The sequence below is a fragment of the Streptomyces sp. NPDC046870 genome (assembly GCF_040704595.1).
GTDB classification, from domain to species: Bacteria; Actinomycetota; Actinomycetes; order Streptomycetales; family Streptomycetaceae; genus Streptomyces; species Streptomyces argyrophylli.
Genome location: NZ_JBEYXM010000003.1, coordinates 53,379 through 73,609 on the forward strand (window position 1 = coordinate 53,379; position 20,231 = coordinate 73,609).

Sequence of the window (20,231 nt, forward strand, 5' to 3'; positions counted from 1 at the left end):
TCAGGACGGTCCGAGCCTCCCCCCTCGTGGCTCGGACCGTCTGCGGCTTTCCCAGGGGAAGAACCGTGCGAACCAGGCTAGTTGACTCTGGGTCAGTGTCCAATCACGCTAACGACAGAGGCCTATCGACATATTTATACTTAGTGCCTGCCTAAGGGCCGGACGAGGCAGCGACAGGGGAGGGCGTGCCATGGATCTGGCCTTGCTGCGGACCTTCGTCGCCGTGCACAGAGCCGGCTCCTTCACCCGCGCCGCAGCCCTGCTCGGCCTCTCCCAGCCCGCCGTCACCTCGCAGATCCGCACGCTGGAGCGTCAGCTCGGCAGACCGCTGTTCCTCCGCCAGGCGCGCGGAGTGACCCCGACGACCGTCGGCGACGAGCTGGCGCACAGGGCAGCACCGCATCTCGACGCCCTGGTGGAGATAGTCGAGAGCGGCCTGGACGACGAGTCGTCGTCACGGACGCTGCACCTGGCGGGTCCCGCGGAGTTCACCGCCGAACGTGCTCTGCCGGCACTCAGCGAGCTGACCGGCGACGACGGCCGGAGCCTCGCGTTACGTGCCTCCTTCGGGACGACCGAAGAGGTGCTGGAGGGGCTGGCCTGCGGCCTTCATGACCTGGCCATCAGCACGGCATGGCCGCGCGGTGCGCTGCTGACCGCCACTCCGCTCTGCGACGAGGAGCTGGTGCTGGTCGCGGCCCCACGCTGGGCGGAACGGATCGGCTCGGCCACGCTGCGGCTGAAGGGTGCCCCGGCCCTGGAGCACCTGCCGCTCGTCGAGGTCCACGAATCGCTGCCGTTCGTCTCCCGCTACTGGGCCTCCGTCTTCGACTCCCGCCCGGCCGCCACGGGCACGGTCATCGCCCCGGACCTCCGGGCCGTGCTCTCCGTGGTCACCGCCGGTGCCGGACTGGCGGTACTGCCCCGCTACCTGTGCGCCCCGGCACTGGAGAACGGCACGATCGTCACCCTGCACGATCCGGTGGTCCCACCCCTGCGGACCTACTTCCTGGTGGTGCGGACCGGCACGCTCGCACTGCCTCATATCGCCCGGGCCCATGAGTGGCTCCAGCGCGCCGCCACGGCCTGGTGCTGACTCCGTCCGGCACGGGTACACGCTGTGGTCAGGTCGTGGCACTTTGCGATGTTTCACGTGGAACCAGCGGGGCCACATTTCTCCCATGACCGTCCGACCCGTGGTCAAGCGCACCGCCCGTGCCGTTCTCCTGGACGGTGACGACCTGATCCTGATCAAGCGCACCAAGCCGGGTGTCGATCCCTATTGGGTCACTCCCGGCGGGGGCGTCGAACCCGGGGACTCGACCGTCGTGGACGCCCTGCACCGCGAGGTGGAGGAGGAACTCGGCGCCAAGATCACCGACGTGGTGCCGTGTTTCGTGGACACGGTGGAGCACATCGGTGAGGACGGCGGTGCGACCGGGGTGAAGGTGCAGCACTTCTTCGTCTGCCGGCTGGAGTCCATGGACCCCTCCCTGCGTCACGGTCCCGAAGTGGACGAGCCCGCCGGCGAGTACGAGATCGTCCGCGTTCCGTTCACCCGCGTCGGCATCGCGTCCGTCCATCTCGTCCCGCTGTCCCTGCGCCACTACCTGGACGGAAACATCGAAGGGGTGCGGGCCATGCACGCCCCCGACCTCGGTTAGGCACGGTCAGCCCGGCGCAAGACGTCGATCTCGCTAATGGATCCCTCACCGGGCCGGCCCGACCAGTTCATAGGCATCCCACAGATCGCGTCCTGTGTACACGTGGGTCGCCAGTCCGGTCAGGTGTGCGTCGGCGTTGACCGCCACGGAAACCGGTACGACGGCGAACAGCTCCTTGTCCGACGACGAGTCGCCGTACGCCACGCAGTCGGCTGGTGTCACCCCGAACTCCGCGCACAGCCGGTGCGCGATGATCACCTTGGCCGCTGCGCTGAGCGCCCCGGAGGGATCGACGGGCTCGGTGAACGGTACGGCCGGGAAGCGCGACCCGTGCGCCGCGTGGGCACCCCAGTCGAGGAGACGTTCGACGAAGAAGGAGGGCGACAGGGACACCACCGCGCAGTACTCGCCCGCGCTTCTGATCGCCGCCCAGACCTCGCGGATCCTGCTCAGCCAGGGAGCCGCCTCGAACACGGCCCGCACATGGTCCTCGGTCAGGCCTGCCCAGAGGTCGTACACCTGAGCCGCGTACTGTGGCGGATCGATTCGGCCCTCCGCGATCGCACGGTCCAGCGCCACCGTCTCTGCCTCAAGACCCAACTGGCGTGAGATTTCCACTGGAGCGGTCGTTCCATGCAGCAAGGTGCCGTCGAGATCGAAGAGATGAAGTCTCGCCATGACCCGAGGCTAGTGGACTGTCGCTGTTTCACGTGAAACACGCAGCCGTCCGTGGGCTTGTACAGGGCTACGAGATGGCCAAAAGCACGTGCGTCCGCGTCGAAACGGGTGGACGGCGTGGGTGCCCGTCGGACAGCCTGACCTGCGTGCCGACTCCTTCCCTCACCGCTCTGCCCATTCGCCGTCTGACGCCTCGCGATCTCGTTGCCTGCGCCGACCTGTCCGAAGACCGGGGGTGGCCACGCGAGGAACACAAGTGGGGGTTCCTCCTCACGGCCGGCAAGGGCGTCGGCATCGACGACCCTGAGGGCGGCCTTGTCGCCGCGTGTGTGGTCACGGAGTACGGCGCGTGGGGGCGGCCGGATCTCGGCGCCATCGGCATGGTGCTGGTGGCCCGACGACACGCCCGTCAGGGCGTCGGTCGCCGGTTGATGCGGCATGTGATGTCCACCATGGGGACGACTCCCCTGACCCTGCACGCCACCCCGTACGGCCGTCCTCTGTACGAAGAGCTGGGCTTCAAGGTCACGGGCCGGGCGGAGATGCTGAGGGGCCGCTTCATCCCCGGCGGCCGGCATTCCGGGATCTCCACGCGCGCGGCCACCGCAGAGGACGTCCCGGCGATCCTGCGCCTCGACGAGGAGGTGTTCGGCACCGATCGCACCTCTCTCATCACCCGCCTGCCCGCCTTCGCCGATCAGCTCCGGGTGGCCGAGGAGGACGGCTGTCTCATCGGCTACGCCGCCGCGTGGCCCAACATGGACACCCATGTCGTCGGCCCGCTGATCGCCCGGGACACGGGGACCGCCAAGGCCCTGATCGCCTCGCTGGCGGCCCACACCGACCGGCCACTGCGGACCGACATCGACGTACGCCATGACGAGTTGCTGGCCTGGGTGAAGGAGCGTGGCCTGGCCTCCGTGGCGTTCAACTCGGTGATGACCTATGGCATCACGGACCTGCCGGGGGACTGGACCCGGCGGTTCGCACCACTGACGGTCGCCGCGGGCTGAGTCGGCCTGTGACACGCACCGGCCCCGCCGCTCGGAGCGGCGGGGCCGGTGTCATGACGTCCGGGCTGACGGTGTGGCTCAGACCAGGGCCTGCACTGCCGCGGTGGCGAAGCCGTGGTCCTGGTCGGGAGCACCGCCCCCGACACCGATCGCGCCGACCAGCCGGCCGTCACGGTGGACGGGGATGCCGCCCGCGATGAACAGCAGGGGGCGGTCGAGTGCCGTGGGCAGGGTGTGGAAGAGGCCGCCGGGCTGAACGGCGTCGACGAGGTCTGCGGTGGGCGCGTTCAGCTGGAGAGCCGTGTAGGCCTTGCGGGTGCTGGTCTCGCCGGAGATCAGCACGGCGCGGTCGTCCCGGCGGAAGGCGAGCAGGTGGCCACCGGCGTCCAGGACGGTGACGCTGACGGCGACTCCGGCGTCCTCGGCCGCCCGGCGGGCGGCGGCGACCAGCAGCTCGGCGTCCTCGATGGTGAGCGGGGCGACGGCGGTGGTGGTCATGGAGATGTCTCCTCGGGTGGTGCTGTGGTGGGTGCTTGCCGTACCGAGGGCTCGGTACGGAGGTCTGTGGGTGTGAGGCGCTCGGGTGCGAGCGCTCAGTGGTGGACGGGCGTCCGCTGCTCCACCGCCGTACCGGAGGCGGTCACGCTCCCCCGGGCGCCGTCACGGCGCTCCAGGGCCGCCGAGACGAAGGCGAGAACCAGGGCGGCAGCGGCGAGGGCGGCGCCGACCCAGTTGGGGGACGTGTAGCCGAAGCCGGCTGCGATCACGATGCCGCCGAGCCAGGCGGACAGGGCGTTGCCCAGGTTGAAGGCACCGATGTTGACGGCCGAGGCGAGCGTCGGAGCGCCGTGCGCCTGGTCGAGGACGCGCTTCTGCAGCGGCGGCACGGTGGCGAAGCCCAGGGCGCCGATCAGGGCGATGGTCACCGCGGCCGCGATCTTGTTGTGGGCGGTGAGCGTGAAGAGCGCCAGGACGACGGCCAGCGCGCCCAGGGACACGTACAGCATCGGCATCAGGGCGCGGTCCGCGAACTTGCCGCCGATGAGGTTGCCGCCGACCATGCCGAGGCCGAACAGGACCAGCAGCCAGGTGACGGAGCCGTCCGCGAAGCCGGTGATGTGGGTCATCATCGGGGCGATGTAGGTGATGGCCGCGAAGACACCACCGAAGCCGAGGACGGTCATCGCCATGGCCAGCAGGACCTGGGCGTTCTTGAAGGCGGCCAGTTCGTGGCGCAGGTGTACGCCCTCCGGCCGCGGCAGCTCGGGAACGAGCTTGGCGATACCGGCGAGGCCGACGACACCGAGGGCGGCGACGATGGCGAAGGTGACGCGCCAGCCCGCGCTCTGCCCGATGAACGTGCCCAGCGGGACGCCGACGACGTTGGCGATGGTCAGACCGGTGAACATCATGGCGATGGCGCCGGCCTTCTTGTGGGGCGCGACCAGCTCGGCGGCGACGACCGAGCCGATGCCGAAGAAGGCGCCGTGGGCGAGCGAGGCGACCACCCGTCCGATCAGCATGACCGCGAAGACCGGGGCGACAGCCGAGAGCAGGTTCCCGGCGATGAACAGGCCCATCAGCAGCATCAGCATCCGCTTGCGCGGGACCTTGGTGCCGAGCACGGTCATCAGCGGCGCGCCGATGACCACGCCGAGCGCGTAGCCGGTGACGAGCAGGCCCGCCGTAGGGATGGAGACCCCGAAGTCGGCCGCGACCTCGGGCAGCAATCCCATGATCACGAACTCGGTCGTTCCGATTCCGAAGGCCCCGATCGCGAGGGCCAGAAGCGCGAGAGGCATGAAGGGGTACACCTTCCAAGAAGATTGCAGGAGCGCTTTGCGTTCGACCACAATAGTTGCAGACGCGGGCTAAATGCAACCGACGACTATTGCGCTGGTGGTCTACCCTGGTGGATGCACAACTCCGGAACGGAGGAAGACGCCAATGACAGCGACGGACCCCGCGCTCACCGCCCTAGCACAGGGCTGGTGCGCCCTTTCTGCGCTGCACGGACGGATCGAGGCGCACATAGAGCGCGCTCTGCAGGCCAAACACGACCTGAGCGTCCGGGAGTACTCACTGCTGGATGTCCTCAGCAGGCAGCACGAAGGCGAGGGCGGGCACCTGCAGATGAAGCAGGTCGCCGACGCGGTCGTGCTCAGCCAGAGCGCCACCACCCGCCTGGTGACCCGGCTGGAGGACCGCGGCCTGCTGGAGCGCTACCTGTGCCCCACCGACCGGCGCGGCATCTACACCAACGTCACCCCGGCGGGCCTGCGGCTGCTGGAGGAGGCGCGGCCCACCAATGACGCCGCTCTGCGCGAGGCCCTGGACAGCGCCGCCCAGAATCCGGAACTCGCACCGCTGGTGCGCGTGGTGGAGTCCCTGAACGTGCCCGCGTAGGGTGCGGCCATGGACGATCTTGAGATACGCGCCGCGACCGCTGACGACCTCCCGGCGATCGTGGCGATGCTCGCCGACGATCCGCTCGGGGTCCAGCGCGAGTCGCCCGGCGATCTCACGCCGTACCGGAACGCGCTGGAACGACTCGTCGCCGACCCCCATCAGCATGTCGTCGTCGCCGTGCGTGAAGGCCGTGTGATCGGCACTCTCCAACTGACGATCATCCCCGGGCTCTCCCACAAGGGGGCCACTCGGGCGCTGATCGAGGCCGTGCGCATCCACGCTGACGAGCGGGGCAGCGGGCTGGGGGGCCGGCTGATCGAGTGGGCGATCGACACCTCGCGACAGCTCGGCTGCCAGATGGTCCAGCTCACGTCCGACAAGACGCGGACCGACGCACACCGTTTCTACGAGCGGCTGGGCTTCACCGCTTCGCATGAGGGCTTCAAACTCCGTCTTTGACGGCGCCGTGAAGAGCGGGACAAGGGGTGTGTTTCACGTGAAACACACCCCTTGTCCGTATCCTGGCTAGCCGATGCCCCGCCATCCCTCGGGGTCCACGCCACCAGGCACCGGGGCCTCGGGGTCGTACGGCTGCCGGGTGAACACGAATGAGCCGAGATCCAGGTGGCTCACCGACCCGTCCGGGCGCCGTTCGGGCCGCAGCAGCTCACCGGCGTAGTAGCCCTCCAGCCCGGTCCAGGTGCCGTCGCCGTTCGGACGGAAACGGGCCTTGCGTCCACCACCCGTCAGAGGTGCCAGCGCGAGCAGGCCATCGGCGGTCGCGCGCAGGCCGAAGGCGTGAGTGCCCCAGTACCACTGCGCCACCAGTTCCAGCACCGCCTGGTCCGCCTCGCGCAGCGGCCGCCAGGGCTCGGGAATGCGCGGCTCCGCCTCCGCGACGATCCGGACGAGGTCCGCTCCCACGGCGCCCAGCAGCGGCCCGCTGGTGCAGTTGGCGAGCACCACCGCGGCCACGTCGTCCTCCACGCTGATCGTGAGGTTCGCCAGGAACCCCGGCAGGGAACCGGAGTGGCCGACGAGCAGCCGGCCGTCACGGCACTGGATCTGCATGCCCAGACCGTACGTGACCCCGTCCACCACATCCGCGGCCTCGGCGGGCGCCGCCGGAGTGCGCATCTCCCGGACGGACTCCGCACTCAGGACCCGCTCGTCACCCCGGGCCAGGAACGCGGCGAACCTCGCCAGGTCCCCGGTCGTCGACCAGAGCTGACCGGCCGGCGCCATCCGGCCCAGATCCTCCACCGGCTCGGGGAGCAGCGCGTCGGCCCACGGGTGCACCGCCCATCCACCCGCGTGCGGGGGTTCCGGCTGTGGGCTCGTCCGGTGCAGACCCAGCGGTTCCAGGATCTCCGCACGCAGCACCTCCTCCCAGGGGGCGCCGCGCAGCTCTTCCACCAAGGCGCCGAGGACCGTGTAACCGGGATTGGAGTAGTGGTGCCGGCGGCCGACGGGATGCAGGAGGGGCTGCTCCCCGAGCACATCGCTCAGTTCGGGCCGCAGGGCGCCGGGCGTGCGTTCCCACCAGGGTGCGGGCGATTCGGCCGCCAATCCCGCGGTGTGGGCGAGCAGTTCCGCGATCGTCGACTCCCCCGCGCCGGTGCCCGGCAGATGTTTCTCCAGCGGGTCACCGAGGTCGAGGACGCCCTCGTCCCGCAGCCGCATCACCAGTACGGCGGTGAAGGTCTTGGTGATGGACCCGATCCGGTACTGCACGGTCTCGTCCGGTCCGTGCCCGTCCACCGAGGTCCGCGCCCCGTGCCACACGGCCTGCCCGTCCCGGACCACCGCGGCGACCAGTGACGGAGCCCGTCCTTCGGCCTGCGCGACGGCGATCCGGTGCAGCAGGGCCCGGCGGGTGGCGGGAAGCAGCGCTTCCTGAGTTGTCGTCATGCACCCAGTCCACCTGGTGTGCAGCCGGGCGTCGAATGCATTTGCCGTGCGCCCGGCCGTCCCCGCCCGCACGCCCGTCCGTGACCGAGGGCGTACCCGGTGGATCAGGTCTGGGCCATGTCCACGAAGCGCGAGTAGTGGCCCTGGAAGGCGACCGTGATGGTGGCCGTCGGACCGTTTCGGTGCTTGGCGACGATCAGGTCCGCCTCGCCCGCGCGCGGTGACTCCTTCTCGTACGCGTCCTCGCGGTGCAGCAGGATGACCATGTCGGCGTCCTGCTCGATGGAGCCGGACTCACGCAGGTCGGAGACCATCGGCTTCTTGTCGGTGCGCTGCTCGGGACCACGGTTGAGCTGCGAGAGCGCGATGACCGGGATCTCCAGCTCCTTCGCGAGCAGCTTGAGGTTACGGGACATGTCCGAGACCTCCTGCTGACGGCTCTCCGCCCGCTTGGAGCCACCGGACTGCATCAGCTGGAGGTAGTCGATGACGACCAGCTTCAGGTCGCTGCGCTGCTTCAGACGCCGGCACTTGGCGCGGATCTCCATCATCGACAGGTTCGGGGAGTCGTCGATGTACAGGGGCGCCGCCGACACGTCCGGCATGCGGCGGGCGAGCCGCGTCCAGTCCTCGTCGGTCATCGTGCCGGACCGCATGTGGTGCAGGGCGACCCGGGCCTCGGCGGACAGCAGACGCATCGCGATCTCGTTACGGCCCATTTCGAGCGAGAAGATGACGCTCGGCAGGTTGTGCTTGATGGAGGCGGCCCGCGCGAAGTCCAGGGCGAGGGTCGACTTACCCATGGCGGGACGGGCCGCGATGACGATCATCTGGCCCGGATGGAGGCCGTTCGTCAGCGAGTCGAAGTCAGTGAACCCGGTGGGCACACCCGTCATCTCGCCGCTGCGCGAGCCGATCGCCTCGATCTCGTCGAGGGCGCCTTCCATGATGTCGCCGAGCGGGAGGTAGTCCTCGCTGGTGCGCTGCTCGGTGACGGCGTAGATCTCGGCCTGGGCGCGGTTGACGATCTCGTCCACGTCGCCGTCGGCCGCGTATCCCATCTGCGTGATGCGCGTACCGGCCTCGACCAGGCGACGCAGGACGGCCCGCTCATGGACGATCTCCGCGTAGTACTCGGCGTTGGCCGCCGTCGGCACGGTCTGGACGAGGGTGTGCAGATACGCCGCGCCGCCGACCTTGTTGATCTCGCCGCGCTTGGTGAGTTCGGCGGCGATGGTGATCGGGTCGGCCGGCTCTCCCTTGGCGTAGACGTCCAGGATGGCCTGGTAGATCGTCTCGTGCGCGGGCTTGTAGAAGTCGTGGCCCTTGAGGATCTCGACGACATCGGCGATGGCGTCCTTGGACAGCAGCATGCCGCCGAGCACGGACTGCTCGGCGTCCAGGTCCTGCGGCGGGACCCGCTCGAAGGACGAACCCCCGCCGTCCCAGGTGCCGTTCTCCCGGCCCCGGTCGTGCTGCTCGTCACGACCCCGGCCGACGTCACCGCGCCGGCGGGAGGCCGGCAGACGATCACTGGGCCCGCTGTCGGCCCACGGATCGTCCAAGGGCTCGGAAATGCTCACCGAGCCACCTCCTCCCGTCCGCACGGCGGACCTCGCCGTGTCCTCTGTTGTACGGCACGACACTGACAAATAAGACGCCCAACTCCGGTTCTGGCGCGTCGGGTTTGCGACGGTTCCCCGGCCCGGAGAAGGGCGTCTCCGGAGCCCGGTGAGGGAGCGGGCGCCGGACCACCGTAGGCCCGTCGGCACCGTCAGCCAATCTGGTTATCCACAGGCCATGTGGACGACGGCCCGGATGCTGTGGAGAACTCGCCGAAACCTGTGCACGACCCGGTGGAAAGCCCTGTGAACAAGCCCTCGATCCCGCCGAGACCAGGCCCGTGACCTGCACTTTCACGATCCACCGGCTGTGCAGAGAAAAAACTTCCCCAGTCGGGCCAAGATCGCGTCGAACGGCACCCGAAAGGACACGAGCCACCAGCAGAAGTAAGGATCAGTGACGCATTGCATCTCTTACCTGTGGACGATTACATTGATGCTCATGACACAGGCTCCAGAGATCCCCAAGGCCACCCTGCGGCGGCACGACCGAGAAATCGTCGCGCTGGCCGTCCCGGCCTTCGGCGCCCTCGTCGCCGAGCCTCTCTTCGTCATGGCGGACAGTGCGATCGTCGGCCATCTCGGGACCGCACAGCTCGCCGGTCTCGCCGTCGCCTCGGCGCTCCTCACCACCGCCGTGAGTGTCTTCGTCTTCCTCGCCTACGCCACCACGGCCGGCGTGGCCCGCCGCGTCGGCGCCGGTGATCTCACGGCAGCCATCCGCCAGGGCATGGACGGCATCTGGCTGGCGCTGCTGCTCGGCATCGCCGTCATCGCCGTCGTCCTGCCCCTCGCACCCGGCATCGTGGACCTCTTCGGCGCCTCGACGACCGCTGCCCCTTACGCCACCACCTATTTGCGCATCTCCGCGCTGGGCATCCCGGCCATGCTCATCGTCCTGGCCGCGACCGGAGTGCTGCGCGGCCTGCATGACACCAGGACCCCGCTCTATGTCGCCGTCGCGGGGTTCATCGCCAACGCCGCACTGAACGCGGGGCTCATCTACGGCGCCGGGCTCGGCATCGCCGGTTCGGCCTGGGGCACGGTCATCGCACAGTGCGGCATGGCGGCCGTCTATCTGACCGTCGTCGTCCGCGGGGCTCGTCGGCACGGCGCCTCTCTCCGTCCGGACGCCGCCGGCATCCGGGCCTCGGCTCAGGCCGGCGTCCCTCTGCTGGTCCGCACGTTGTCCCTGCGGGCCATCATCATGATCGCCACGGCGGTCGCGGCCCGTCTCGGTGATGCCGACATCGCCGCCCACCAGATCGTCCTGTCCCTGTGGAACCTCTTGTCCTTCGCCCTCGACGCGATAGCGATCGCGGGACAGGCCATCATCGGCCGCTACCTCGGAGCGGACGACACGCAGGGAGCCCGTGAAGCCTGCCGTCGCATGGTCCAGTGGGGTGTCGCGACCGGTGTCGTCCTGGGCCTTCTCGTCGTGGCCGCACGACCGCTCTTCCTGCCGCTGTTCACCGGCGACTCCCTGGTGAAGGACGCCGCTCTGCCAGCCCTGCTGCTCGTGGCACTGTCACAGCCCGTTTGCGGGATCGTCTTCGTCCTTGACGGCGTCCTCATGGGCGCGGGTGACGGCCCGTATCTGGCCTGGGCCATGGTCGTCACCCTGGTGGTGTTCGCTCCGGCGGCCCTGCTCGTTCCCTCACTCGGCGGCGGCCTCACCGCCCTCTGGGGCGCGATGACGTTGATGATGTCGATCCGGATGCTGACCCTGTGGCTTCGGTCCCGCTCGGGCCGCTGGATCGTGACGGGCGCGACCCGCTGACCGTTTCACGTGAAACATGCCGTCCCGGTGCGGTCCCGTCTGGAGGAAGTCCCCCCCCGGATGCAGCCCCGTCGTGGGAGCCCGGTCGTGAGAGCCCGGCCATGGGAAAGGGGCCGCACCCCATGAAGGATGCGGCCCCTTTCACCGGCTCAAGCGAGCGCGGCGATCACGCGGCGATCAGGCCGCGACGACCTCGACGTTGACCTTGGCGGCAACCTCGGGGTGCAGACGCACGGACGTCTCGTGGGCGCCCAGGGTCTTGATCGGAGCGGACAGCTCGATGCGACGCTTGTCGACCTCGGGGCCACCGGAAGCCTTGATCGCGGACGCGATGTCGGCCGGGGTGACGGAACCGAAGAGACGGCCGGCGTCGCCGGAGCGGACGGCCAGACGGACCTTCACGCCCTCGAGCTGGGCCTTGACCTGGTTGGCCTGCTCGATGGTCTGGATCTCGTGGATCTTGCGAGCACGACGGATCTGCTCGACGTCCTTCTCGCCACCCTTGGTCCAGCGGATAGCGAACTTCCGCGGGATCAGGTAGTTGCGAGCGTAGCCGTCCTTGACGTCGACGACGTCGCCCGCGGCACCGAGGCCGGAGACCTCGTGGGTGAGGATGATCTTCATGAGTCGGTCACCCTTCCCTTAGCGCGCGGTGGACGTGTAGGGCAGCAGCGCCATCTCACGGCTGTTCTTGACGGCCGTGGCGACGTCACGCTGGTGCTGCGTGCAGTTGCCGGTCACGCGGCGGGCACGGATCTTGCCGCGGTCGGAAATGAACTTCCGCAGCATGTTCGTGTCCTTGTAGTCCACGTACGTGACCTTGTCCTTGCAGAAAGCGCAGACCTTCTTCTTCGGCTTGCGCACAGGCGGCTTCGCCATGGTGTTTCTCCTGTGTGATCAAGAAGTTGGGATACGACCCGCCCTCGACCCGGACCGGCCCTGAAGGCCTGGCCCGAAGGCTTAGAAGGGGGGCTCGTCCGAGTAGCCGCCACCGCCGCCGGAGCCTCCGCCCCAGCCGCCGCCGCCCTGGTTGCCACCGGCGGGAGCGCCGGTCGCCCACGGGTCGTCGGCCGGAGCGCCGCCGCCCTGCTGGCCGCCACCGGGGCCTCCGCCCCAGCCGCCGCCACCCTGGCCGCCACCGCCGCCGTAACCGCCGCCCTGGCCACCGCGAGCGCCACCGGCGGTCTTGGTGACCTTGGCCGTGGCGTTGCGCAGGCTGGGGCCGACTTCCTCGACGTCCAGCTCGTAGACCGTGCGCTTGACGCCCTCACGGTCCTCGTAGGACCGCTGCTTCAGCCGGCCCTGCACGATGACGCGCATGCCTCGCTGGAGCGACTCGGCGACGTTCTCCGCCGCCTGACGCCAGACCGAGCAGGTCAGGAAGAGGCTCTCGCCGTCCTTCCACTCGTTCGTCTGGCGGTCGAAGGTGCGGGGAGTGGACGCGACGCGGAACTTCGCGACCGCCGCACCGGACGGGGTGAAGCGCAGCTCGGGGTCGTCGACAAGATTGCCGATGACCGTGATGACGGTCTCGCCTGCCATGGGGGAACCTCTCGGCGGGTTTGCTGCTCTGGCTGCTTGTTGCTGCTACTCGAATCCCGGGATCAGCTGAGCGGGAGAGCTCAGTGGGTCTCGGGACGGAGGACCTTGGTCCGGAGGACCGACTCGTTCAGGTTCATCTGGCGGTCGAGCTCCTTGACGACCGCAGGCTCGGCCTGCAGGTCGATGACCGAGTAGATGCCCTCGGGCTTCTTCTTGATCTCGTAGGCGAGACGACGACGGCCCCAGGTGTCGACCTTCTCAACCTTGCCGCCGCCGTCACGGACGACGGACAGGAAGTTCTCGATCAGCGGGGAGACAGCGCGCTCCTCGAGATCGGGGTCGAGGATGACCATCACCTCGTAGTGACGCATGTGGAACCCACCTCCTTTGGACTCAGCGGCCACGGTCGTTCCGTGGCAGGAGGGTTGTGATGCGTACGCAACGGTATCGGCCGCCACTGACAATCGGGGTTCCTTGAGGGAAGCCGACAGTGTGACCTGGTCAGGTCTGGGCAGACACCAGTGCAGACGGTACAGACTACCCGCACCCACGCTTCCGGTTGAAATCCGGCTGTCGTCCCCGACAATCTGTACACATCGGGTGTGTACGGCGCTACGATGCGCCGCCTTCCGCAGGAGGTGCCCATGGCACAGGCATTGCGACCCAACACCGCCGGTTCCCTCTTCGCCACGGACGGCAAGCCCCATCCGCTTCAGGACACCCTGATGGCGGTGACGTTCGTCCTGGGCCTGCTGTCCTTCATCACGTCGTTCTTCCACAGCCTTCACCTGCTGACCTCGTGGGCGGGCCTGGTGGCACTGGCCACGGGCGTGTACGGACAGTGGGTCTCGGTGACCACGCGGCAGCGGTTCGGCCTGATCCTGGGTCTCGGTGCGGCCGGGGTCGGTTTTCTGATCGGCATGGCCCACGGCGGCCTGTTCGGCGGGGTCATCAGCTGACCTCACCGGGCTCAAAGCCCCGTACGCCCAGTCGGGGCGCTCGCGAGGCGCAGTAGGCTTCGGCGCGAGAGCCGGAGCCCCTGTACCCATGGGGACACACCAGCCCGAGGAGCGCCCCGAATGAGCCTGACCCTGAGGACCATCAGTCGCGAGCAGCATCTGGCCTTCATCCAGAGTCTGCCGGCGGCGAGCCACATGCAGGTCCCGGCCTGGGCAGATGTGAAGGCGGAGTGGCGCTCGGAGAACCTCGGCTGGTTCGACCGGAGCGGCCAGCTGGTCGGAGTGGGCCTGGTCCTCTACCGCCAGCTGCCCAAGATCAAGCGCTACCTCGCCTATCTGCCCGAGGGCCCGGTCATCAACTGGTACGCGCCGAACCTGGACGACTGGATCCAGCCGATGCTGGCGCACCTGAAGCAGCAGGGTGCCTTCTCCGTGAAGATGGGCCCGCCGGTGATCATCCGTCGCTGGAACGCCGACACGATCAAGAGGGGCATCCAGGACCCGGACGTCAAGCGTCTGCGCGACCTGGAGGCCGACTACATCGAGCCGCGCGCCTTCGAGGTGGCCGACAAGCTGCGCCGCATGGGCTGGCAGCAGGGCGAGGACGGCGGCGCCGGCTTCGGCGACGTGCAGCCCCGGTACGTGTACCAGGTGCCGCTGGCCAACCGCTCCCTGGAAGAGGTCCACAAGAACTTCAACCAGCTGTGGCGGCGCAACATCAAGAAGGCCGAGAAGGCAGGCGTCGAGGTCGTCCAGGGCGGTTACCAGGACCTGCCCGAGTGGCAGCGGCTGTACGAGATCACGGCCGTCCGCGACCACTTCCGGCCCCGCCCGCTGTCGTACTTCCAGCGCATGTGGACGGCCCTCAACACCGAGGACCCCAACCGCATGCGGCTGTACTTCGCCCGCCACAACGGGGTGAACCTGTCGGCGGCGACGATGCTGATCGTCGGCGGGCATGTCTGGTACTCCTACGGCGCCTCCGACAACATCGGCCGCGAGGTCCGGCCGTCCAACGCCATGCAGTGGCGGATGCTGCGCGACGCCTACGCGCTCGGCGCCACCGTCTACGACCTGCGCGGCATCTCCGACTCGCTGGACGAGACCGACCACCTCTTCGGTCTCATCCAGTTCAAGGTCGGCACCGGCGGCCAGGCCGCGGAGTACCTCGGCGAGTGGGACTTCCCGCTGAACAAGCTGCTCCACAAGGCGCTCGACATCTACATGTCGCGGCGCTGAGCCGCGCGGGCGTTTGGTTCCATAGCCCTCACAGCTCTCACACCTCTGATTCACCGCAGCCACGAGAAAGGTTCCGGGTCCGGCCATGGCGCTCACGCTCTACGTCGACACCGCGCGCTGGCGGGCGCACCACAAGCACGTGCAGGAGCAGTTCCCCGGACTCGTCCCGGTCTGCAAGGGCAACGGCTACGGCTTCGGGCACGAACGGCTGTCGGAGGAGGCCACCCGGCTCGGTGCCGACCTGCTCGCCGTCGGCACGACCTACGAGGCCGCGCGCATCAAGGACTTCTTCAGCGGCGACCTGCTCGTGCTCACGCCGTACCGGCGTGGCGAGGAGCCCGTGCCGCTGCCCGACCGGGTCGTCCGCTCGGTGTCGTCGATCGACGGCGTGTACGGCCTCGTGGGCGCCCGTGTCGTCATCGAGGTGATGTCCTCGATGAAGCGGCACGGCATCAGCGAGCACGAACTGCCCCAGCTGCACCAGGCCATAGAGAACGTCCGGCTGGAGGGCTTCGCCATCCATCTGCCGCTGGACCGCACCGACGGTTCGGACGCCGTCGAGGAGGTCATCGGCTGGATGGACCGGCTGCGCGCGGCGCGGCTGCCGCTGCACACGATGTTCGTCAGCCATCTCAAGGCGGACGACCTCGCCCGGCTCCAGCAGCAGTTCCCGCAGACCCGGTTCCGCGCCCGCATCGGCACGCGGCTGTGGCTGGGGGACCACGACGCCACCGAGTACCGCGGTGCCGTCCTGGACGTCACGCGGGTGACGAAGGGCGACCGGTTCGGCTACCGGCAGCAGAAGGCGGCCTCGGACGGCTTCCTGGTGGTCGTGGCGGGCGGAACGTCGCACGGGGTGGGTCTGGAGGCCCCGAAGGCCCTGCACGGCGTCATGCCGCGCGCCAAGGGAGTCGCCCGGGCCGGGCTCGCCACGGTCAACCGCAACCTCTCCCCGTTCGTCTGGGGCGGCAAGCAGCGCTGGTTCGCCGAGCCGCCGCACATGCAGGTGTCGATCCTGTTCGTGCCCTCGGACGCCCCCGAGCCGAAGGTCGGCGACGAGCTGGTGGCCCATCTGCGGCACACCACGACCCAGTTCGACCGTCTCGTGGACCGCTGAGCCCCTCGAGAACGACGACAAGGCCGTATCCGGTGCTCCCGGATACGGCCTTCTGTCTGCGCCGCCTTCCACGCGCGACAGCCGGTTCGCCTTACTGCGTGCCGCGTGCCGGTCAGGCGGTGCGCGCCTGTTCGCTCAGAGCGAACGGCGGTCTTCGTGGGTCAGCGTCTCCGGTCGGCCCCAGTCCACCTGAGGCCCCTCGAAGTGGTCGGGGTGGTGCGGGGGATGGGCACCCGCGCCGAGCGCGAACGCGTCCTCGGCGCCGTCGAGCACTCCGCCCGACGGATCGTCGTCGCCGGACCGGCGCACCACGTCCCGCTCCGGCATGAGGATGTCCCGTACGACGACGGCGCACAGATACAGCGTGCCCAGCAGGTGCACGACGATCGCCCAGTGGTAGCCCTGCGTCGGCAGGCCCTTGTGGGCGTCCCCGCTGGTCGTGTAGGCGAGGTACAGCCAGATGCCCAGGAAGTACGCCACCTCGCAGGCCTGCCAGATCAGGAAGTCCCGCCACTTGGGCCGGGCGAGGACCACCAGCGGCACCAGCCACAGGACGTACTGCGGGGAGTAGACCTTGTTGGTGAGGACGAAGGCGGCCACGATCAGGAAGGCCAGCTGGGCGAAGCGGGGCCGGCGCGGGGCGGTGAACGTCAGCGCGGCGATTCCGAGGAAGCACAGCACCACGAGCACGGTGGCGGCTGTGTTGACGAACTCGGTGGTGGGCGGGCTGCTGGAGTTCTGCGCCCAGATCAGCCAGAAGGAGCCGAAGTCGACACCGCGCTCCTTGCTGAAGGTGTAGAACTTCGCCCAGCCCTCACGGATGTGGAAGCCCGTCGCGTCATGCGTGATCATCACGGGCAGGTTGACCACGAGCCAGGCCACCACCGCGCCGGACGCGGCCTGGAAGAATGCGCGCCACTTGCCCGCCCGCCAGCACAGCACCAGCAGCGGCCCCAGCAGCAGCGCCGGATACAGCTTGGCGGCCGTCGCGAGCCCCAGGAGGACACCGAACGCGAGGGCGCGGCCCCGTGACCACATCAGCATGGCGGCGGCCGTCAGCGCCACGGCCAGCAGGTCCCAGTTGATGGTCGCGGTCAGCGCGAGGGCGGGCGCCAGGGCGACCAGCAGGCCGTCCCAGGGGCGCCGGCGGTGGGTACGGGCCACGCACACGGCGATGATGGCGGCGCACACCATCAGCATCCCGGCGTTCACGAACCAGTACCACTGCTCCTGGTGCTGGATGCTGCCGCTGTGCGGGGTCAGCCAGGAGGCCACCTCCATGAACAGACCGGTGAGCACCGGGTACTCGAGGTAGTCCATGTCGCCGGGGAGCTTGTCGAAGTACGGCACGAGATGGTCGGCGAACCCACGGCCCTGGTAGAGGTGCGGGATGTCCGAGTAGCAGGCGTGCGTGTACTGACTGCTCGCTCCGAAGAACCAGCCGCTGTGGTAGCAGGGCGCTTTCTGGACCAGGCCGAGGGCGAACATGCCGATCGCCACGAGCGCCACGACCCGCACGGGGGTCCACCAGGAGGTTCCCAGCAGGGCGTGCCGCCCCAGGGGACCGCCGATCAGCTCACTGCCGGCGGCGGCGACCTCGTCCTCCCTGGTCGGCTGCACCGGCTCCGCCACGGCGGACCGCACGGACTCGGGCTCGTGCATGCTCGCGGGCGTCATCTCTGCACTGGGCATGGGGCACATCCTGCCGTACCCCGGTGGGAAAACACCGAGGGCCGCCGCACCTGGTGGGTGCGGCGGCCCATGTTTCACGTGAAACACCCTCGGTGGGCGATATGGTCGCCAACCGGTCAGATCGCCGGCCTAGCCGTTCTGACCCCCGAAGAAGCCGCCGTTGCCGTTTCCTCGGGTGGTACCGGTGCCGGTCGTGTCCGTGACGGTGGGTGACGGCGACTCGCCTCCGCCTCCGTCGACACCACCCGTGTCCACACCTCCGGTGCCATTGCCGTTGCCCCCGCCGTTGCCGTTGCCCCCGCCGTTGCCGTTGCAGTTCGGGTCCCAGCCGAACTGGCAGGACTCGCTCGGCGTCGGTGACGGTGAGGTGGTCGTCACGCTCGGCGTCGGGGTCGGCGTGTCGCTCGGCGTCGCACTGGGCGTGATGGTGACGCTCGGAGTCGGGGAGGGAGCGCCCGCCTCGTCCTGGACCTTGCCGATCTCGGTGGGGTCCGGGAATCCGGGGTCGTTCTTGCCCTTGAGCGCGGCCTTCATGTACTCGGTCCACACCTGCGTCGGGATGTCACCACCGTGGATGGAGTCCACACCCGCCGTGCCGTTCATCGACAGCAGTTCGTGGTCCTTGGGGTTCTCGCGGAACATCGCGACCGAGGTCGACAGCTGCCGGGTGTAACCGACGAACCAGGCCGACTTGTTGCTGTCGGTGGTACCGGTCTTGCCGGCCGCGGTACGTCCCAGGGCCTTGGCGTTCTGGCCGGTACCGTTCTGGATCACGTTCTCCAGCGTGTCCGTGACGTTGTTGGCCACGTTCTCCGGCATCGCCTGGGTCCGCCTGGGCTTGGTGAAGCCCGGCAGCTCCTGGCCCTCCTTCTTGACGCTCGTCACCGAGTACGGATCCGTGTGCTGGCCGGACGCGGCGAACGTCGCGTAAGCGTCGGCCATACGGATCGCGCTCGGCGTCGAGGTGCCGATGGCGAAGGACGGGTTGAGGTCGGCGAAGCTGGCGTCCAGGATGCCGGAGGCCTTCGCGACGTCTCGGACCTTCGACATCCCCACGTCCATGCCGAGCTGTACGAACGGGGTGTTGATGGACTGCTCCATGGCCTTGCGCAGCGTGATGTACCCCCAGGGCTTGGGGCCCTCGTTGCGCTGGTAGAAGACCGAGCCGTCCTTCTTCAGGACGTAGCTCCCGTCCTGGTTCCTCACCTTGAGCTTGTCGTTGCCGTTGTACTTGCTCAGCGGCGAGATGCCCTCACCCTCGGACTTGTAGGTGCCGTACTCCATCGCCGCGGCCAGGACGAACGGCTTCCACGTCGAACCGACGGGGACACCGGACGTGTCGGCGTTGTTGGTGAAGTGACCGTTCTCGTAGCCGTCACCGCCGTAGAGCGCGACGATCGCACCGTCCTTCGGGACCACCGATGCCGCACCGAACTGGACGTACTTGTCCAGATCGCGATGCTTCGGGTCGAGGCGGTCCTTCTGGACCTTCTTCACAGCCGCGCTCAGGGCGTCGACGCTCTTCTTCTCGAAGGTCGTGTAGATCTGGTAGCCGCCCTGGTCGAACTGCGCCTCCGTGATCTTGGAGTGGTTCAGGACGTACTTCTTGGCCGTGTCTACGAGGTAGCTGATCTGGCCGGTCATGTTCTTGCTCGCCTTGCGGCCCTGGGGCTTGGGGTACTTGCTGTGGGCCAGCTGGTACTGCTCATCCGTGAGGTGCTTGTCCTTGTGCATCTCGCCGAGGATCCAGGACCAGCGCTCCTGGGAACGGTGCAGGTTGTCCTTCGCGTTCGCCGACGGGTCGAGGTCCGCGTTGCCGGCCGGGTCGTAGTACGTCGGACCCTTCAGCAAGGCCGCGAGGAAGGCGCACTGGCTCGGCGTGAGATCGACCGCGTTCACGCCGTAGTAGGTCTGCGCGGCGGCCTGGATGCCGTAGGCACCACGGCCGTAGTACGAGGTGTTCAGGTAGCCCTGCAGGATCTGCTTCTTGTCGAGCTTCGTGCCCACCTTGATGGAGATGAACATCTCCTTGAACTTGCGGGTGACCGTCTGTTCCTGGCTCAGGTAGGTGTTCTTCACGAACTGCTGGGTGATCGTCGAGCCACCCTGCGTCTGACCGCCCCGGGCCATGTTCGCCAGGGCTCGGGCGATACCCATGGGGTCGACGCCCGAGTCGTCGTAGAAGCTCTTGTTCTCCGCCGAGATCACGGCCCACTGCATGGCCTCGGGGATCTTGTCGATGGTGACGTTCTGCCGGTTGACCCCGGTGCCCGTCGCCACCATCTGAGTGCCGTCGGCCCAGAAGTAGACGTTGTTCTGGGACTTGGCCGCGTCGTTCTCGTTCGGGATGGAGACCATCGCGTAGCCGACGCCGACCATCACCACCAGGCTGCCGACGAAGCCGATGAACAGCCCGCTGACCAGCTTCCAGGACGGCACCCAGCGTCGCCAGCCGTACTTGCCGGCCCGCGGGTAGTCGATGATCCGCTTCTTGCCGGGTGCGGTCGTCGCGCGGCCACTGCCGCGTCCGGGACCGGCCGGCCCGCCCGGGCCCCCGCGCCGGCCGCCGGCGTTGTCGGCCGCTCTGCGGCGGCCACCTCTCTGC

At 68.7% G+C, this 20,231-nt stretch carries 20 protein-coding genes; 9 read left to right on the plus strand and 11 right to left on the minus strand.

Annotation, left to right across the window (positions count from 1 at the left end; translation table 11 throughout):
- Nucleotides 1-190: 190 nt before the first annotated feature.
- Together AB0946_RS08805 and AB0946_RS08810 are read left to right on the plus strand one after the other, a co-directional pair.
- Nucleotides 191-1,096, plus strand: coding sequence for a LysR family transcriptional regulator (locus tag AB0946_RS08805; RefSeq protein ID WP_366759877.1), 906 nt, complete (start codon nt 191-193; stop codon nt 1,094-1,096).
- Between the two features lie 85 nt (nt 1,097-1,181).
- Nucleotides 1,182-1,664: an NUDIX hydrolase gene (locus tag AB0946_RS08810; RefSeq protein WP_171154728.1), complete on the plus strand. Its 483-nt coding sequence runs from the start codon at nt 1,182-1,184 to the stop codon at nt 1,662-1,664.
- 45 nt (nt 1,665-1,709) lie between these two features.
- On the opposite strand, the gene AB0946_RS08815 is transcribed toward AB0946_RS08810, so the two are convergent.
- Nucleotides 1,710-2,342 (minus strand): HAD-IB family phosphatase, encoded by a 633-nt coding sequence (locus AB0946_RS08815; protein WP_366759878.1) that lies wholly within the window; start codon nt 2,340-2,342, stop codon nt 1,710-1,712.
- Nucleotides 2,343-2,488: 146 nt separating this feature from the next.
- Between AB0946_RS08815 and AB0946_RS08820 the strand changes: the two genes are divergently transcribed.
- Entirely contained in the window at nt 2,489-3,355 is an 867-nt protein-coding gene (locus AB0946_RS08820) for a GNAT family N-acetyltransferase (RefSeq protein WP_366759879.1), read from the plus strand.
- A gap of 78 nt (nt 3,356-3,433) precedes the next feature.
- Here the strand turns inward: AB0946_RS08820 and AB0946_RS08825 are convergent, their stop codons facing one another.
- Both AB0946_RS08825 and AB0946_RS08830 read right to left on the minus strand, forming a co-directional pair.
- Complete coding sequence (locus AB0946_RS08825) at nt 3,434-3,853, minus strand: heme-binding protein (RefSeq protein ID WP_366759880.1); 420 nt, start codon at nt 3,851-3,853, stop codon at nt 3,434-3,436.
- Between the two features lie 95 nt (nt 3,854-3,948).
- Nucleotides 3,949-5,157: an MFS transporter gene (locus AB0946_RS08830; protein WP_366759881.1), complete on the minus strand. Its 1,209-nt coding sequence runs from the start codon at nt 5,155-5,157 to the stop codon at nt 3,949-3,951.
- Between the two features lie 145 nt (nt 5,158-5,302).
- Here AB0946_RS08830 and AB0946_RS08835 point away from each other — a divergent pair, with 145 nt between their 5' ends.
- Together AB0946_RS08835 and AB0946_RS08840 are read left to right on the plus strand one after the other, a co-directional pair.
- Nucleotides 5,303-5,761, plus strand: a complete 459-nt coding sequence (locus tag AB0946_RS08835; protein ID WP_365700225.1) for a MarR family transcriptional regulator — start codon at nt 5,303-5,305, stop codon at nt 5,759-5,761.
- 9 nt (nt 5,762-5,770) lie between these two features.
- On the plus strand, nt 5,771-6,223 hold the full coding sequence (locus AB0946_RS08840) for a GNAT family N-acetyltransferase (RefSeq protein ID WP_366759882.1): 453 nt from the start codon (nt 5,771-5,773) through the stop codon (nt 6,221-6,223).
- 66 nt (nt 6,224-6,289) lie between these two features.
- Here AB0946_RS08840 and AB0946_RS08845 read toward each other — a convergent pair whose 3' ends face one another.
- Nucleotides 6,290-7,675, minus strand: a complete 1,386-nt coding sequence (locus tag AB0946_RS08845; protein ID WP_366759883.1) for a serine hydrolase domain-containing protein — start codon at nt 7,673-7,675, stop codon at nt 6,290-6,292.
- 104 nt (nt 7,676-7,779) lie between these two features.
- Nucleotides 7,780-9,258: a replicative DNA helicase gene (gene dnaB / locus AB0946_RS08850; RefSeq protein ID WP_366759884.1), complete on the minus strand. Its 1,479-nt coding sequence runs from the start codon at nt 9,256-9,258 to the stop codon at nt 7,780-7,782.
- Between the two features lie 481 nt (nt 9,259-9,739).
- Between dnaB and AB0946_RS08855 the strand changes: the two genes are divergently transcribed.
- On the plus strand, nt 9,740-11,077 hold the full coding sequence (locus tag AB0946_RS08855) for an MATE family efflux transporter (RefSeq protein WP_366759885.1): 1,338 nt from the start codon (nt 9,740-9,742) through the stop codon (nt 11,075-11,077).
- A gap of 177 nt (nt 11,078-11,254) precedes the next feature.
- Here AB0946_RS08855 and rplI read toward each other — a convergent pair whose 3' ends face one another.
- The 4 genes from rplI to rpsF form a co-directional block, all read right to left on the minus strand.
- Entirely contained in the window at nt 11,255-11,701 is a 447-nt protein-coding gene (rplI, locus tag AB0946_RS08860) for a 50S ribosomal protein L9 (RefSeq protein WP_030640106.1), read from the minus strand.
- 18 nt (nt 11,702-11,719) lie between these two features.
- Nucleotides 11,720-11,956, minus strand: coding sequence for a 30S ribosomal protein S18 (gene rpsR / locus AB0946_RS08865; protein WP_003949403.1), 237 nt, complete (start codon nt 11,954-11,956; stop codon nt 11,720-11,722).
- Between the two features lie 81 nt (nt 11,957-12,037).
- Nucleotides 12,038-12,619: a single-stranded DNA-binding protein gene (locus AB0946_RS08870; protein ID WP_366759886.1), complete on the minus strand. Its 582-nt coding sequence runs from the start codon at nt 12,617-12,619 to the stop codon at nt 12,038-12,040.
- 80 nt (nt 12,620-12,699) lie between these two features.
- Nucleotides 12,700-12,990 carry a 30S ribosomal protein S6 gene (rpsF, locus tag AB0946_RS08875; RefSeq protein WP_014673750.1) on the minus strand — a complete coding sequence of 97 codons (291 nt, stop codon included), beginning with the start codon at nt 12,988-12,990 and terminating at the stop codon, nt 12,700-12,702.
- Between the two features lie 273 nt (nt 12,991-13,263).
- Between rpsF and AB0946_RS08880 the strand changes: the two genes are divergently transcribed.
- The 3 genes from AB0946_RS08880 (at nt 13,264) to AB0946_RS08890 (ending at nt 15,934) form a co-directional block, all read left to right on the plus strand.
- Nucleotides 13,264-13,578, plus strand: a complete 315-nt coding sequence (locus AB0946_RS08880) for a hypothetical protein (protein WP_366759887.1) — start codon at nt 13,264-13,266, stop codon at nt 13,576-13,578.
- A 120-nt stretch (nt 13,579-13,698) separates the two neighbouring features.
- Entirely contained in the window at nt 13,699-14,817 is a 1,119-nt protein-coding gene (locus AB0946_RS08885) for a peptidoglycan bridge formation glycyltransferase FemA/FemB family protein (protein ID WP_030640113.1), read from the plus strand.
- An 85-nt stretch (nt 14,818-14,902) separates the two neighbouring features.
- Nucleotides 14,903-15,934, plus strand: a complete 1,032-nt coding sequence (locus AB0946_RS08890) for an alanine racemase (RefSeq protein WP_366759888.1) — start codon at nt 14,903-14,905, stop codon at nt 15,932-15,934.
- A gap of 135 nt (nt 15,935-16,069) precedes the next feature.
- On the opposite strand, the gene AB0946_RS08895 is transcribed toward AB0946_RS08890, so the two are convergent.
- Nucleotides 16,070-17,626: a glycosyltransferase 87 family protein gene (locus tag AB0946_RS08895; RefSeq protein WP_366759889.1), complete on the minus strand. Its 1,557-nt coding sequence runs from the start codon at nt 17,624-17,626 to the stop codon at nt 16,070-16,072.
- 129 nt (nt 17,627-17,755) lie between these two features.
- Nucleotides 17,756-20,065, minus strand: coding sequence for a transglycosylase domain-containing protein (locus AB0946_RS08900; RefSeq protein WP_366759890.1), 2,310 nt, complete (start codon nt 20,063-20,065; stop codon nt 17,756-17,758).
- Nucleotides 20,066-20,231: the final 166 nt, after the last annotated feature.